This window comes from Rhodococcus sp. ACS1 (assembly GCF_002300155.1).
GTDB lineage: Bacteria > Actinomycetota > Actinomycetes > Mycobacteriales > Mycobacteriaceae > Rhodococcus_F > Rhodococcus_F koreensis.
Map to the genome: position 1 here is coordinate 1,772,056 of NZ_NSDZ01000004.1, position 15,369 is coordinate 1,787,424.

The 15,369-nt window shown below is 70.8% G+C and carries 12 protein-coding genes; all 12 read left to right on the forward strand.

All coding sequences use genetic code 11. From position 1 onward, the window contains the following. Positions 1-24: 24 nt before the first annotated feature. The 12 genes from CJ179_RS20525 to CJ179_RS20580 all read left to right on the forward strand — a co-directional run bounded on the left by CJ179_RS20525 (position 25) and on the right by CJ179_RS20580 (position 14,744). Positions 25-927 (forward strand): shikimate dehydrogenase, encoded by a 903-nt coding sequence (locus tag CJ179_RS20525; RefSeq protein ID WP_072940300.1) that lies wholly within the window; start codon positions 25-27, stop codon positions 925-927. Beyond that, positions 924-2,873, forward strand: a complete 1,950-nt coding sequence (locus CJ179_RS20530; protein ID WP_095862615.1) for an FAD-dependent oxidoreductase — start codon at positions 924-926, stop codon at positions 2,871-2,873. The genes CJ179_RS20525 and CJ179_RS20530 overlap by 4 nt, the downstream gene beginning before the upstream one ends. Next, complete coding sequence (locus CJ179_RS20535) at positions 2,870-3,667, forward strand: aldo/keto reductase (protein ID WP_095862616.1); 798 nt, start codon at positions 2,870-2,872, stop codon at positions 3,665-3,667. The genes CJ179_RS20530 and CJ179_RS20535 overlap by 4 nt, the downstream gene beginning before the upstream one ends. Further along, positions 3,667-4,758, forward strand: coding sequence for a Gfo/Idh/MocA family protein (locus CJ179_RS20540; protein WP_095862617.1), 1,092 nt, complete (start codon positions 3,667-3,669; stop codon positions 4,756-4,758). The genes CJ179_RS20535 and CJ179_RS20540 overlap by 1 nt, the downstream gene beginning before the upstream one ends. Beyond that, a complete protein-coding gene (locus CJ179_RS20545; RefSeq protein ID WP_095862618.1) occupies positions 4,755-6,479 on the forward strand; it encodes an FAD-dependent oxidoreductase in 1,725 nt (574 codons plus the stop codon). The genes CJ179_RS20540 and CJ179_RS20545 overlap by 4 nt, the downstream gene beginning before the upstream one ends. Beyond that, entirely contained in the window at positions 6,476-7,303 is an 828-nt protein-coding gene (locus CJ179_RS20550; RefSeq protein WP_095862619.1) for a sugar phosphate isomerase/epimerase, read from the forward strand. Before CJ179_RS20545 ends, CJ179_RS20550 begins: the two co-directional genes overlap by 4 nt. A 22-nt stretch (positions 7,304-7,325) precedes the next feature. Further along, entirely contained in the window at positions 7,326-8,237 is a 912-nt protein-coding gene (locus tag CJ179_RS20555; RefSeq protein WP_095862620.1) for a LysR substrate-binding domain-containing protein, read from the forward strand. A gap of 134 nt (positions 8,238-8,371) precedes the next feature. After that, complete coding sequence (locus tag CJ179_RS20560) at positions 8,372-9,685, forward strand: MFS transporter (protein ID WP_095862621.1); 1,314 nt, start codon at positions 8,372-8,374, stop codon at positions 9,683-9,685. 1 nt (position 9,686) lies between these two features. Then, positions 9,687-11,633, forward strand: coding sequence for an FAD-dependent monooxygenase (locus tag CJ179_RS20565; RefSeq protein WP_095862622.1), 1,947 nt, complete (start codon positions 9,687-9,689; stop codon positions 11,631-11,633). Positions 11,634-11,642: 9 nt separating this feature from the next. Continuing rightward, positions 11,643-13,376 (forward strand): dihydroxyacetone kinase subunit DhaL, encoded by a 1,734-nt coding sequence (gene dhaL / locus CJ179_RS20570; RefSeq protein WP_095862623.1) that lies wholly within the window; start codon positions 11,643-11,645, stop codon positions 13,374-13,376. Positions 13,377-13,501: 125 nt separating this feature from the next. Further along, positions 13,502-14,299, forward strand: a complete 798-nt coding sequence (locus tag CJ179_RS20575) for a hypothetical protein (RefSeq protein ID WP_072940327.1) — start codon at positions 13,502-13,504, stop codon at positions 14,297-14,299. Positions 14,300-14,420: 121 nt separating this feature from the next. Next, a complete protein-coding gene (locus tag CJ179_RS20580) occupies positions 14,421-14,744 on the forward strand; it encodes a hypothetical protein (RefSeq protein WP_072940329.1) in 324 nt (107 codons plus the stop codon). The last annotated feature ends 625 nt before the right edge of the window (positions 14,745-15,369 follow it).

Consider the following 15,369-nt stretch of genomic DNA (forward strand, 5'->3'; position numbering starts at 1 on the left):
CCGACACCTCTGCAGGAGATCTTCATGCACCCCGAATCCACCCGGCACCGGATCCGCCTCGTCGGGGCAGGGATCGCCACGTCCCTGTCCCCGGCGCTGCACGAACACGAGGCCGCCGCGCTCGGCCTCCCCGACTACCGCTACGACCTGATCGACGTCGCCGTTGAGGGCATCCCCGTCGACAGGTCCGGTGACACACTGCGGCGTGCCGTCGCGGCAGGCTGCACCGGGTTCAACATCACCCACCCGTGCAAGCAGGCGATCGTCGAGTCCCTCGACGAATTGTCCGACAACGCACGTCTTCTCGGTGCCGTCAACACCGTCGTCGTCCGCGACGGCCGCCTGATCGGGCACAACACCGACCACAGCGGATTCCTCTCGGCGCTGCGCCGCGGACTGCCCGACGCCGCGCTCGGACGCGTCGTTCTCGCCGGTGCCGGCGGTGCCGGTTCGGCCGTCGCCTACGCGCTCGCCGCCGCCGGGGTGCGGGACCTGCGGATCGCCGACGTCGACCCGTCCCGTGCCGCGGACGTCTGCGCCCGCCTCGAGGCCGCGTTCCCGCAGACGACGGTCACGACCATCGGACTCGACGCGATCGAAGCGAACCTGGCGCGCTGCGACGGCGTCGTCAACGCGTCCCCGATCGGCATGGTCGGATATCCGGGAACGCCGTTCGACACCGGCGCGCTCCATCCCGGGCTGTGGGTCGCCGACATCGTCTACCGCCCGCTGCGCACCGAACTCGTTCTGGCGGCATCCGCTCTCGGCTGCGCTGTCCTCGACGGCGGCCAGATGCTCGTCGCGCAGGCGGCCGACACATTCGCCCTCCTCACCGGCGTCACCCCCGACCCCGACCGCATGCGACGCCACCTCGGCGACCTGCTCGCCGAGCAGTCCGCCCCGACCGTCCTGGAGGAGTCCCGATGACCGCGCACCCGTTCGCCGCGCCCCTCGACCTGGGCAACGTGCGACTGCGCAACCGCTTCGTGTCGGCCCCGATGGAACGCAACTACTGCGAGGTCGACGGCACGATGACCGACGAGTACATCGCGTATCTCGAACGCCGCGCGGCGGGCGGCGCGGCTGTCGTGTTCACCGAGGCCAGCTACGTGCGCGCCGACGGCAAGGGCCGCATCCGGCAGATGGGCGTCGACGTCGACGAACGCCTCCCGGGCATCGCGAAGCTGGCCGACGCGATCCATGCGCAGGGCGCGCTGGTGGGTGTCGAACTCAACCACGGCGGCCGCACCGCGCAGGGCGCCGTCAGCGGATTCGTCCCCGTCGCACCGTCACCGATTCCGTGCGCGGTGGTCGGCGGTGACATGCCCGAGCAACTCGACGGCGACGACATCGAGCACATCGTCGAATGCTTCGGCGAGGCCGCCGCGCGCTGTCAGCAAGCCGGAATCGACGTCATCTCGTTGCACGGCGGGCACGGCTACCTCATCCACCAATTCCTCTCACCGGCGTACAACCACCGCGACGACGAGTGGGCCGACCCGACGCTGTTCGTCAACCGCGTCATCGACGCCGTCCGCACCATGGCCCCGGGTATCGCTCTCGGACTGCGGTTCTCGGCGTTCGAGGCGATCGACGGCGGACTCGATGCCGAGACGACGCGCGCCCGCATCGACGCGATCGACACCGACCGCCTCGACTTCCTCGACGTCTCCGCCGGCAACTACGAATCCGGGCAGTGGATCATCCAGCCCGGTGAGTGGCCGCGCGGCCTCCTCGCCCCCTACTCCCGGCAGTACACGCGGGACTTCGACATCCCGGTCGGCGTCGCGGGCCGGATCAGCTCACCCGAGATCGCCGCGCAGATCATCGAATCCGGGCAGGCCGACTTCGTGAGCATGGCCCGCACGCTGCACGCCGACCCCGACTTCCCGAACCGCGCGCTGGACGGCGGCCGGTACCGGCCGTGCATCGCCTGCAACTACTGCATCGACAGCCTCGCAGCCGGACCCGTCCCGTGCTCGGTCAACCCGTGGGTGGGCCGCGAACTCGAGCAGCCGTCGACGCCGGCGGACGTGCCCGTGCGCGTCGCGGTGGTCGGGGCCGGACCGTCCGGCATGGCGGCCGCCCGCGACCTCGCCCTCGCCGGGCACCGCGTGGACCTCTACGACGAACGCGGCAGCCTCGGTGGGGATTTCGCGCTGGCGTCCCGGCTCCACGAGTACCCCGAGTATTCGCGGATCGTCGAGTGGTACCTCGCCGAACTCACCGACCTCGACGTCACCTGCCACCCCGGCACGCGGGTCGACGCCGCCGCACTGGCCGGCCTGGATTTCGACGCCATCGTGCTCGCGACCGGCGGCCGCGGACCCGCGGTCGACCTCCCCGGGGCCGGCACCCGCAGGGTCCGCGACGTCCGGGAGTTCCTGGCATCCGGTGACCCTGCCCCCGAGGCGATCACGATCTTCGGCGCCGACCGGGAAGCGGCCGCGGTCGCCGACGACCTGCTCCAGCACGGCACGACGGTCGTCATGATCGGCCCGCAGGAGGCCATCGCCCACGACGTCGGCCGGCGCGGAAAGATCGTGCTGCTGCCGCGGCTCGCCGCGAGCGAGAACCTCACCACCCATTTGTCGTCGATCGTGACGCGGATCGAGGAAGACCGGGTGGTGATCTCGACCGGCGGCGAGGAGCGGGTGGTCGACGCTCCCGGTGAACTGCTGATCTCGCACGGCGTCGAGCCCCGCGCCGACCTGCTCGCCGCGCTGAGGGGGCTGGCACCCCGGCTCGGCGTCCACCCGGTCGGTGACGCGAGCGGTGACGGCGGCTCCATCCATGCCGCTCTGGTGACCGCGGCCGACGTCGCCGCGAAGATCACGGCGGCCGCCGAGGCCTGCGAGGTGGTCAGCGCATGATGGCGATCCCGCCCCTCGGTCTCGGGACCTGGCCGCTGACCGGTCCGGACGCCACCCGGGCCGTGCTGTCCGGCATCGAGGCGGGCTACCGGCTGATCGACACTGCCGCCATCTACGGGAACGAGGACGCCGTGGGCGCCGCCCTCGCGGAGTGCGGTCTGCCCCGCGACGAACTGTTCGTCACCACGAAACTGCGGGGGAGCGATCACGTGTCGGGTGACATCCGCGGTGCCGTCGAACGCAGCCTGAAGAGTCTCGGGCTCGATCGGCTCGACCTGTTCCTCATCCACTGGCCGCTGCCACGCCACGACACATACGTCGCGGCGTTCGAGGCGATGCTCGCCTGCCGGGACGCCGGGCTGGTGCGGCACGTGGGCGTCTCCAACTTCCTGGGCACGCACCTGCGCCGTGTCGTCGCCGAGACCGGAGAGGCCCCGGCCGTCAACCAGATTCAGATGGATCCGTCGCTCGCCCGGCTGCCCGTGCGCCGCGCGAACGACGAACTCGGGGTGTCCACGCAGTCGTGGAGTCCGCTCGGCCGCGGCGACGTGCTCGGCGCACCCGTGGTCACCGCGATCGCCGAACGCCTCGGCCACTCGCCCGCGCAGGTGGTCCTGGCCTGGCATCGCGCGCAGGGTGTCGTCCCGATTGTCCGGTCGGCCGATCCCGCACGTCAGGCCGAGAACCTGGCTGCCCTCGACGTCCGGCTCACCGCCGGGGACGTCGACGCCCTGAACCGTCTCGACCGCGGCGAGTCCGCCGCCCGGGACGTCGAAACCGAGGAGCACTTCTGATGGCACTACGAATCGGCATCGTCGGCTGCGGCAAGATCGCCGGCAACCACGCCCGGGCCTTGCAGCAGGTGCCCGGCGTCGAGGTCGTCGGGTGCTGCGACCCCGACCTGGAACGGGCCCGGACATTCGCTGCGGCGCACGGCATCACGAGGGCCGTCGGGTCGGTCGCGGAACTGTTCACCCTCGGGCTCGACGCGTGCACCGTGTGCACGCCTCATCCCGTCCACGAGGAGGTTGTCGTCGCGGCCGCGCAGGCGGGCATCCACGTGCTGTGCGAGAAGCCGATCGCCGTCGACGTCGCCGCCGCCGACCGGATGGTCGAGGCCGCGGACCGCGCGGGCATCACGTTCGGGGTGCTGTTCCAGCGCCGCTTCTGGCCCGCCGCCCGCCGCATCCGGGATGCGATCGACGACGGCCGGATCGGTGTTCCGGTACTCGGTGAGGCGTCGGTGATCCTGCACCGCCCGTCGTCCTACTACTCCGCCGACGCGTGGCGCGGACGGTGGGACACCGACGGCGGCGGTGTCCTCATGACGCAGGCCGTGCACCAGATCGACATGCTGCAGTGGTTCATGGGCGAGGCCGTCCAGGTGAGCGGCTTCATCCGCACCCACACGCATGGCGAGCACATCGAGACCGAGGACAGCGCGTCGGCGGTCGTGTCGTTCGCGTCGGGCGGCACCGCCACCGTCACCGCGACCACCGGCGCCAACCACAACCTCGGCAACCGTGTCACCGTGCTCGGACAGACCGGTGCGATCGCGAGCGTCCTCGAGTTCCCGGAAGGACAGGAGGGTGTCAACGAAATCTGGACCGTGCCGGGAGACAACGAGTTCCGGGCGCCCTACACCTCCGACGTCCGCGCCAACCTCGACGTCACCGAGGTCAACGCCGGACTCGCCGATTTCCACACCCTCCAGGTGCAGGACTTCGCGGACGCCGTCCTGACCGGCCGGGCGCCTGCCGTCACCGGACGCGACGCCCGCGCCTCGCTCGCGATCGTCGCCGCCGTCTACGAGTCGTCCCGCACGGGCCGCGTCGTCGACCTCACGCCCACCCCGGCCCCCGTCACCACCAAGGAGAACGCATGACCCCCGACCCTTCCACCCCGGCCTACGACGTCGTCGTCATCGGCTCCGGCGCGGGCGGCCTGTCCGCCGCCGTCGCCGCCGCCGACGGGGGAGCGTCCGTCCTCGTCGTCGAGAAGGCGGACACGTGCGGCGGCGCCACGGCGTGGTCGGGCGGGTGGATGTGGACGCCGCGGAATCTGTTCGCGCACGCGGACGGTGTCAACGAGGACCGCTCGGCGCCGCGCACGTATCTCGAACACCGGCTCGGCGAGAACTTCGACGCCGCCAAGGTGGACGCCCTGCTCGACGGCGCGCCCGAGATGGTGGAGTTCTTCGAGAAGAAGACGGCGCTGCAGTTCGTTCCGGGCGCGAAGATCGCCGACATCCACGGCGACACACCCGGTGCCGGAACGGGCCACCGCTCGGTCGGACCGAAACCGGTGAGCCTGCGGAAACTCGGCCCCGACGTCGCGGCCCTGCTCCGGCGGCAACTCTACGAGACGTCGTTCCTCGGCATGGGCATCATGGCCGGCCCCGACCTGCAGGCGTTCCTGCACTCGACCCGGTCGGCGAAGGCGTTTCTCCACTGCACGAAACGGGTGTCCACCCACCTGCTCGACCTCGCCACCAAGCGTCGCGGGCAGCAACTCGTCAACGGCACCGCGCTCGTCGGCAGGCTGCTGCGGTCGGCGCTCGACGCCGGCGTCGAGATCCGCGTGAGCACGGCGGCCACCGCACTGACCACCGACTCCGCGGGCAGCGTCACCGGTGTCCGGCTGGCGGGCCCGGACGGCGCCTACACCGTGCACGCCCGACGCGGCGTCGTCCTCGCGACCGGCGGCTTCAGTCGCGACGTCGACCGGCGCCGCGAACTGTTCCCCCGCACCCCCACCGGACGCGAGCACTGGACGCTGACCCCGTCCACGACCACCGGCGACGGCATCACGCTCGGCGAATCCGCGGGCGGCCGACTCGACGACTCGGTCGCCTCCCCGGTCGCGTACTGCCCGGTGTCGATCATCCGGTACCGCAACGGCAAGGAGGGCGTGTTCCCGCACATCCTCGACCGCGGAAAGCCCGGCGCCATCGGTGTTCTCGCGGACGGACGACGCTTCGTCAACGAGGGGCTCGGCTACCACGACTACACGCTCGCGATGGTCGAGCAGGTGCCCGACGGCGAGGAGGTGTGCTCCTGGCTGATCGCCGACCAGCGGTACCTGCGGTACTTCCCGCTCGGCATGGCCAAGCCGCTGCCGATCCCCACGTGGCCGTACCTGAAGTCGGGCTACCTCACCCGCGGCCGCACGGTGCGCGAACTGGCCGAGAAGATCGGCGTCGACCCGGACGGCCTGGAGAAGACGGTCGCGGCGTTCAACGAGGGCGCCCGCGACGGCGTCGACCCCGAATTCGGCCGTGGCACCACACCGTTCACCGTCGGGTCCGGAGACGCCGACAACCCCTGGCCCAACCCGGCCCTCGCACCGCTCGAGGAGGGCCCGTTCTACGCGGTCAAGGTGGTCCCCGGCAGCTTCGGCACATTCGCGGGCCTGGTCACCGATTCGACGTCCCGGGTGCTGAACGACGACGACCAGCCGATCGGCGGACTGTTCGCCGTCGGCGTCGACCAGTCCAGCGTCATGGGCGGTCACTACCCGTCCGGCGGCATCAACCTCGGCCCGGCCATGACCTTCGGCTACCTCACCGGTCGCCGCCTCGCCTCGACGACAGGAGAACTGCGATGACCGCCCCACTCGGCCTTGCCGCGCTCACGGTGCTCGACACCGCGCCGCTCGAGCAGGTGGACCTCGCCGAGAAACACGGTTTCGACACGATCGGCATCCGGTTGCTGCCCGCCGCACCCGGCACCACCGCCTACCCGCTGCATGAGAACCCGGCCGCCCTCGACGCGCTGGTGCGCCGTCTCGACGACTCGCCGATCGAGGTGTTTGACCTCGAAATCATCCGGCTGGGAACAGATTTCGCTCCGGAGTCGTACGTTCCTCTGCTCGAGGCGGGCGCACGGCTCGGCGCGAAGGCCGTGCTCGTCGGCGGCGACGACCGCGACCGCTCGCGGCTCACCGACTCCTACGCGCGGCTGGCGGAACTGTGCGCGAACTACGGCATCGTCGCGAGCCTCGAGTTCATGCCGTGGACGGCCGTACCCGACGCGACCGCCGCGGTCGAGATCGTGTCGCAGGCCGACGGGCCTGCCCGCAGCGTGCTGGTGGACGCCCTGCACGTCGGACGGTCGAGCACCACTGCGGCCGACCTCGCGGCGATCCCGCGGGAGTGGCTGCACTACGCGCAGATGTGCGACGGCTCGGTGCCCGCGCCCACGGACGACGCCGAACTGATCCGTCAGGCGCGCGAGGAGCGCCTCGTTCCCGGGGCGGGTGGCATCCCGCTCGCCGACATCTGGTCGACGTTGCCGGCAGGCCTGCCGGTGAGCATCGAACTCCCCAACGAGCCGCTCCGGCGGGCCGTCGGCACGGACGCGTGGCTCGAGCGGCTGGTCACCGCCACCCGGGAGGTGCTCGCGCAGGTTCCGGCGGCCACCGGCGGCTGATCGTCCGCGCTACCGTTCTTGCATGCCGCGCCCCGACAACGTCCCCGTGTACACGATGCGCCAGCTGGCGGCGTTCGTCGCGGTAGCGGAGACCGGGACGATCAGTGGTGCGGCCGAGCGGATGCACCTGTCGCAGTCGGCGTTGTCCGCTGCGGTGACGGATCTGGAGAAGGCACTGAAGGCGCAGTTGTGCGTCCGCCGGCGGGCCCGCGGTGTGCAGCTGACCCCGACGGGGGAGGCGGTGCTGTCGCGGGCGCGCGCCCTGTTGCAGCAGGCGGGGGAATTACAGGCCGACGCGTCCGGTGCGGGCGGGGTCGTCGCCGGGCCGATCGCCGTCGGTTGCTACCCGGCACTCGGCCCGACGATCCTGCCGTCGATGCTGTACGCGTTCACCACCGAGTACCCGCGCGCGTCGGTGGAGTTCCGCGAAGACACCCAGAACCGGTTGCGGACGCAGCTCGAGGGCGGCGAACTCGACGTCGCCATCGTCTACGACCTCGACCTGCCCCAGGACTGGCAGACCGTGCCGCTGATGACCCGCGAGCCGATGGTGGTGCTCGGGGCGGAACATCCGCTGGCGGGCGTCGACGGGCCGGTACGCCTCGCGGATCTCGCCGAGCACCCGATGGTGCTCCTCGACGCGCCGCCGAGCACCAACCATGCGATGGACGTCTGCCGGCAGGCCGGGTTCGCGCCCCGGGTGGCGTACCGCACCGCGAACTTCGAGACGGCGCGGGCCTTCGTCGGGCGCGGCCTGGGGTGGACGCTGCTGCTGCAACGGCCCCGGGTGGACGTCACGTACGAAGGCCTGCCCGTCGTCGTGAAACCGATCGCCGAACCGAAACCGGCGTCGGTGGCCGTCGTCGTCGCGTGGCATCAGGAAACGACGCTGAGCCGGGTCGCGCGGGCGTTCATCCGGTTCGTCACGGCCTGAACTGCGCCTTCGGGTCTTCCACGGATTTTCTGCAATTCATGTGGGGATAGTCCCGCTTTTCAGACGTATGTGAGTGGGGTCATTGTTTTCCGTAGCGCGATGAGTGTGGCGCAGCAGAACCGGGAAGGCAGACGATGACGGCAATCACCGAGGCGACACCGCCGGTGTCTCACAAGGAAGCACGCAGGGCAGTCCTGTCGAGCTTCGTCGGTACCGCGATCGAGTGGTACGACTTCTTCATCTACGGCACCGCCGCAGCCCTGGTGATCGGACCGCAGTTCTTCCCCGGCGCGTCGACGTTCGCCGGAACCCTGGCCGCCTTCGCCACCTTCGCAGTCGGCTTCGTCGCCCGCCCCATCGGCGGCGTCGTCATGGGTCACTTCGGTGACCGCATCGGACGCAAGTCGATGCTGGTGCTGTCGCTGACGATGATGGGCGCCGCGACCGTCGGCATCGGACTGCTCCCGAACTTCGAGGCCATCGGGGTGGCCGCACCCATCCTGCTGGTGGCGTTGCGGTTCGTGCAGGGCATCGGCGTCGGCGGCGAATGGGGCGGCGCGGTGCTCATGGCCACCGAACACGCCCCGGAAGGCAAGCGCGGACTGTACGGCGCCGCGCCGCAGATGGGCGTTCCGGCCGGAGTGATCATGGCGAACGTCGTGTTCCTCGCCGTCACCCAGTTGCTGTCCGACGACGCGTTCCAGACGTGGGGCTGGCGGGTGCCGTTCCTGATGAGCGCCGTGCTCGTCGGCGTCGCGATGTGGATCCGCCTCGGCGTCTTCGAGTCCCCGGCGTTCGCGGAGGCCAAGGAGAGCGACACGATCGTGAAGATGCCGATCGTCGAGGTGCTGACGAAGAACTGGCGGACGGTGCTGCTCGCGGCGGGCACGTTCATCGCGACCAACGGCATCGCCTACGTGTTCATGGTGTACGTCCTGACGTACGGCACCACGGAACTCGGCTACAGCCGCGCCACGATGCTCACCCTGCTGATCGTCGCGTGCCCGGTCTGGATGGCGGGCATGGCGGTGTCGGCCTGGAAGTCCGACGTCCTCGGCCGGCGCCGCGTGTACACGTGGAGTTCGATCGCGCTGGTGATCGTCGCGGCGGTGTTCTTCCCGCTGATCGACACGGCGTCGATTCCCGTCATGCTGCTCGCGATGATCGTGATGGCGGCGGTGCTCGGCACCACCGCGGGGCCGCAGTCGGCACTGTTCGCGGAACTCTTCCCCGCCCACATCCGTTACAGCGGTGCGTCGCTCGGCTACCAGATCGGCGCCATCCTCGGCGGCGGGCTCGCACCGTTCCTGGCTACGTGGCTGTTCGGGGCTTTCGGGACCTCCGTCGCGATCAGCGCGTACTTCGTGGTGATCGCGGTCGTCAGCCTGGGCTCGATCCTGATGCTGCCGGAAACGAACAAGATCGCACGAAATGCGGAGGCAGCCTGACATGTCCACCTACTTCCAACCCCGGAAATACGCGGCGACGGACTTCGCGTCGACCACCGCAACCGACGAGGCCCTGCCCGTCGTCGTCGTGGGCGCCGGCCCGGTCGGCATGGGTGTCGCGCTCGGCCTCGCGCAGCGCGGCATCCCCGTCACCGTGCTCGAAGCCGCCGACCAGGTGTCGTTCGGCAGCCGCGCCATCTGTATCTCCCGGCACAGCCTCGAGGTCGCGGCCCGGCTCGGGTTCGGACCCGAACTCGAGAAGATCGTGCTCCCGTGGGTGGGAGGGCGCAGCTTCTACCGCGACGAGCAGGTGCTGCACTTCGAGATGGCGCACGGCGAGCATGACGTCCGCGGGCCCATGGTCAACGTGTCGCAGTCCGAGATCGAGCAGATCATGACCGACACCCTGCTCGCGCACCCGCTGATCACGTTCCACTGGTCGTCGAGTGTCGCCGGGGTCCTGCGGTCGGACGAGGACGTGACCCTCGACGTCGACACCGCGTTCGGTGTGCGCCGGCTCCGCGCACGATGGGTCGTCGCCGCCGACGGCGGTCGCAGCCGGATGCGCGAACTGGCGGGAATCCGGTTGCAGGGAAACAGTTATGAGGGCAGTTACGTCATCGCCGACATCCACTGGGAATCGGCGCTGCCCGCCGAGCGGATGGTGTGGTTCGACCCGCCGAGCAACCCCGGCTCGACGATCATCATGCATCGGCAGCCCCGCGACATCTGGCGCATCGACTACCAACTGGACAGTTCCGACGACGCCGAACTCGAGACGCAGGAAGACCGCATCCGCGACCGGATCACCCGGCACCTCGACTGGCTCGAGAACGACGTGCCGTGGACCCTCGAATGGCACGGCTTCTACCGCGCGCATGCGCTCGCACTGGACGACTTCACCCATGGTCGGATCCTGTTCGCCGGCGACGCCGCCCACCTGGTTCCGATCTTCGGCGTCCGCGGGCTGAACTCCGGCATGGAGGACGCTGAGACCCTCGCCTGGACCCTGTCCGCCGTCGTCCACGGAACGGCGGACCATTCACTGCTGCAGGCGTATTCGGCCGAGCGTCGCGGGGCCTGGCAGCAGAACGTCGACAACGCGGGCAAGTCGACGCTCATCATGTCGCCCGGCAGCCACGGCTACCGCACCACCCGTGACGCCGTACTGGCGCTGGCCACGACCCGCCCGGAGTTCGGTCACCTCATCAACCCGCGGCAGTCGAGTGCCACGCACGCGCACCTGTCGCCGCTCACCTGGCCGGTGGCCGAGGGGACGACCGGTGTGCTGCCCGGGGATCCGATGGAGGACCGCCGCGTTGGGGTCGTCACCGCCGGGGGATCGGTGGAGTCTTCGCTGAACCGTGTCCGCGGAACGGGTTTCGCGGTGCTGGGCATCGGGGTCGACGCCGCCGGTGCCGACGTCGTCGCCGCCCACGCCGCCGCGATGTCGATGGCGCTGGCGCCCGAGTCGGTGCGCGCGGTCGTCGTCCCGGCGCCGGGTGTGGCGGTGGACGCGGCGGACGACCTGACGGTCCTCGACGACCCCGACGGCACGCTGGCGACGGCCCTCGGCGCGTCCGCGGGGGAATGCTTCGTGATCCGTCCGGACGGGCTCGTCCTGTGCCGGGTCCGGGACCTGTCGCTGCTCGGCGACGTGCCCGGGCACCTGCGGGCGGCGACCGCCCCCGCGCACGGTGTCGTCCCCGCACACACGGAGACGATTGCGACGCCGCAGGAACTGCTGCGCGAGAACGTGTGGACGGGACTGTCGGAGGCGATGGACCAGGCGGAGGAGTCGGACCGTGAGGGATTCCTGACCCGGCTCGCGCTGCTGCTCGGATCGCAGTCGGGCAGGCGGGAGTTCGAGGAAGCGCTCGCCGCCGCCACCCACGTGAGCGGCAAAGTGTGCTCCGGCACGCCACGGCACTCACATGTGGGCGCTTAGCCTGGGGGCATGGCGCACGCACAGTTCCTGAACTCACCCAAGACCTTCGTCGTCGACGCACTCCGCGGGGCCGTCGCCACCACCGACGACCTCGAATGGCATCCGGAACCGGGCTATCTCACCCGCCGGGAACCGTTGCCGTCCGGGCAGGTCGCGTTGCTGTCGGGCGGTGGGTCCGGGCACGAACCGCTGCACGCCGGGTTCGTCGGCCGGGGCATGCTCACCGGAGCCTGCCCCGGCCTGATCTTCAGCTCGCCCAACGCGCTGCAGGTGCGGGCCGCCACCCGGGCCGTCGACGCCGGCGGCGGAGTCGTGCACATCGTGAAGAACTACACCGGCGACGTCCTCAACTTCCGCATCGCCGGTGACCTGGCGGCAGAGGACGGCATCACGGTCGAGCACGTGCTCGTCGACGACGACGTCGCATCCGAACGGGACGACGGACCCGGACGTCGGGGCACCGCGGCCACGATCGCGGTCGAGAAGATCTGCGGCGCTTCGGCCGAACGCGGAGACGACCTCGCCGCCGTCGCGGAGTTCGGGCGACGCACGGCCCGGAATTCGCGCAGCATGGCGGTGGCACTGCGAGCGTGCACCGTGCCGGGGTCGGACTCGCCGTCGTTCGACCTGCCGGAGGGGCAGATCGAACTCGGGATCGGCATCCACGGCGAACGCGGAACCGAACGGGTCGACGCACTGCCCGCCGCCGAACTGGTCCGCCGGCTCACCGACCCCGTGCTCGACTCGCTCGGCGTGCAGCGGGGCGAGTCGGTGATCGCGATCGTCAACGGCCTCGGCGCGGCCCATCCGCTGGAGTTGCAACTGCTGTTCGGTGAACTCGCCGACCATCTCGCGGAGCGGGGCGTGGCGATCCGGCGGTCGCTGGTCGGCAGTTTCGTCACCGCCCTCGACATGGACGGCGCGTCCGTCACGCTGGTGCGCTGCGACGACGAACTCCTCGACCTGTGGGACGCACCGACCGCCGCACCGGGATGGCCGAACGCCCCGGCCGGTGAATTCCGCGGCATCGCAGACCGATCCGCGGTGCAGTTTCGGTCGGATGTCGCCTCCCGTGAGGACGAACCGGAGGTGTCCGGCACCGCCGACACGTTGGGCCGGGCGGCGGTGGGGGCGTGGTTCGGCGCGTTCGTGGAGAAGGTGCTCGCCGAGGAGCCGAACCTCACCGACCTCGACCGCCGCGCCGGCGACGGGGACTTCGGCACCAACATGGTGGCCGCACTCGACCACGTCGACGTCGCCGGGATCCGCGACCGGTACTCCCCGGCGACGGTGTTCGAGTCGCTGTCCGACGCCTATCTCGGTCACGCGGGCGGCACGTCGGGCGCGCTGTTCGGGGTCTGGTTCCGGCAGTTCTACCGGGCGGCCGTCGACGCACCGCAGGGTCTGGACACGAAAGCGATCGCCGCCGCGGCACGGGCGGGCCTCGACACGATTCAGGAACTCGGCGGGGCGCAACCCGGTGACAAGACGATGATCGACGCCGTCGACCCCGCCGTCACCGCCCTCGAGTCGGCCGTCGAGCAGGGCAAGAATCCGGCCGACGCCCTGGCCGAGGCCGCGGACGCCGCCGGCCACGGCGCCGAGGCGACCGCAGGCATCACCGCGCGACGCGGCCGGGCCAGCTACATCGGCGAGGCGGCGCGAGGCGTCGTGGACCCCGGCGCCCTCGTGCTGTCGTGGTTCTTCGCCGAGGGCGCGCAAGCGGCCCGCAGCGCCGGGTAGTCACCGCGCACCGGGCACGGCACGTAGGGTGAGGAGGAGAACGCCGAGTCGTGCTGCGCAATCCCGTCGCCACACCTCTCCCGACCTGCGTACGGGACGCAGAATCACGGACGGACAAGTAGACAGTGGAAGACACCGCCAGCCGGGGAATCCAGGCCTTCATCGCCGATGTCGTGGAGCGGGGTGGCAAAGCGGTCCGGCTCACCCACTCGCGGCGCAACCCCGTCCAGGTGTGGGGCGACGACGGCACGAGTTGCATCGTGCGGGTGCGTTCCAAACTCAGCGGCGACTGGCAGGCCCGCAAACAGGACGAGTCGCTCGACGACGACGACACCGGATCGCAATTCTGGGTGTTCGTGGATCTCGCGAGTTCCCCGGAGGAGTTCTTCGTCGTGCCCTCGTCCGAGGTCGCCGACGACATCCGCGCCGAGGTGGACCTGTGGATGATGGACACCCCGGGGCGCACGCGGACCGGGCATCACGCGATTCCGCTGAGCCGGGTCGCGCACGGCCGCGGGCGCTGGGACCTGCTCGGGCTCGCCGGTGAGAAGGACCCCAGCCGCTACAGCGACGCGCAGCGCGCCACCACGGCGGCCACGTTGCGTGCCGACGCCGCCGCCCGCGCCTCCGCCAGGAAGAAGCCGGCCAAGGCGACCGCAGCCTTGGAGGAACTGGTCGATGCCCGGCTCGAGGTGGTCGCCGACTTCGAGGGATATCGGTTGGTCGGACGGTTCGATTCCGGCACCGGGACGTTGGAGATCACCCGCGGTCCGATGCAGGGCCGCCGGTTCCCCGACCCCACGACCGCGGCGACCGCCGTTGCCAGTCACATCAGCGGCGACGTCGAGACCCGCGACGGATGGGAATTCTGGCGCACCGAACAGGGTGAACGAATTCCTCTGGAGCAGAACGTTATTCGGTAATATCTGAGAGTTCCCTGAAATCTGTTCCGGTGCGCGGCGGTTGAGAATACCCTGAGGTGGGTATCGCAGACATGATCCGCCGTGCCCCGGCGGGAGTGGCCACGGCCGATGGGAGCTCATCATGCGAATCGTCGACGGCGCAGTGAACGCCGTGACAGGTGCTGCGAACGCGACGACGAGTGCGGTCGGCGCGGTCGGAGGAGCGGCACTCGGCGGTGTGGTCGGCGGAGTCCGCGGGGCGGCGAGCGGGGCCCGGGCCGGCATGGAGAGCGGAAGTCATTCCACACCGGCCGCAGCGCTGACCCTGGCCGCCGTCGGCGCCGCGGGACTGGTCGAGTGGCCGGTGCTGGTCACCGCGGGCGGGGCGGCGCTCGTGCTGCGACAGTTCGGCGCGGGGTCCCGGACCTCACGCGACACCGAAGCCCCGACGTCGGCCGCACAGTAGCTGCCGTGGGACTCGGTCGATACGTCTCCGCTGCCGCGTCCCTGCCGGTGCGCTGCGCCGGAATCGGACTCGGGGTGGCGTCCTACGGCGGCGCCGTCGCCGCCGATCTGGTGGCCACCACCGCGCGGACCGCGACTCAAATCACCACCGAGGTGCTGGGCGGAACCCCGGCCCGTCGCACGAGTTCCGGACACGGCCGTGCCTGGATCGAGATCCGCGGACTCGACGGACCGCGCGGCGCCGACGTGGCCGCGTCCGTCCTCGGCGCGGTCCGGGCGACCGCCGGTGTGGACGGAGCCGAACTCAACTGCGCGCTGTCCCGCCTGGTGGTGACGGTCGGCGACCACGGACCGTCGGTCGCCGTGCTGTGCCAGGTAGTCGCGCGCGCGGAGGATGCCGCCCGCCCTCTCGTTCGCGGCGGCGTCCGGGACCGGCCCAGGGAACTGCCCGGCGACGACGTCGCACTCGCCGAACGGGCTCTCGCACTGGCCGCCGCGACGACGGGCCTGGTCGCAGCGGTCGGTGTCCGGCTGCTTCCGATGCCCAGCCTGCCGGCGGCGGTGCCCGCCGCCGCGGTCACGTTCGTCAACTATCAGCCGCGACTGCGCGGCATGGTCGAGAACCG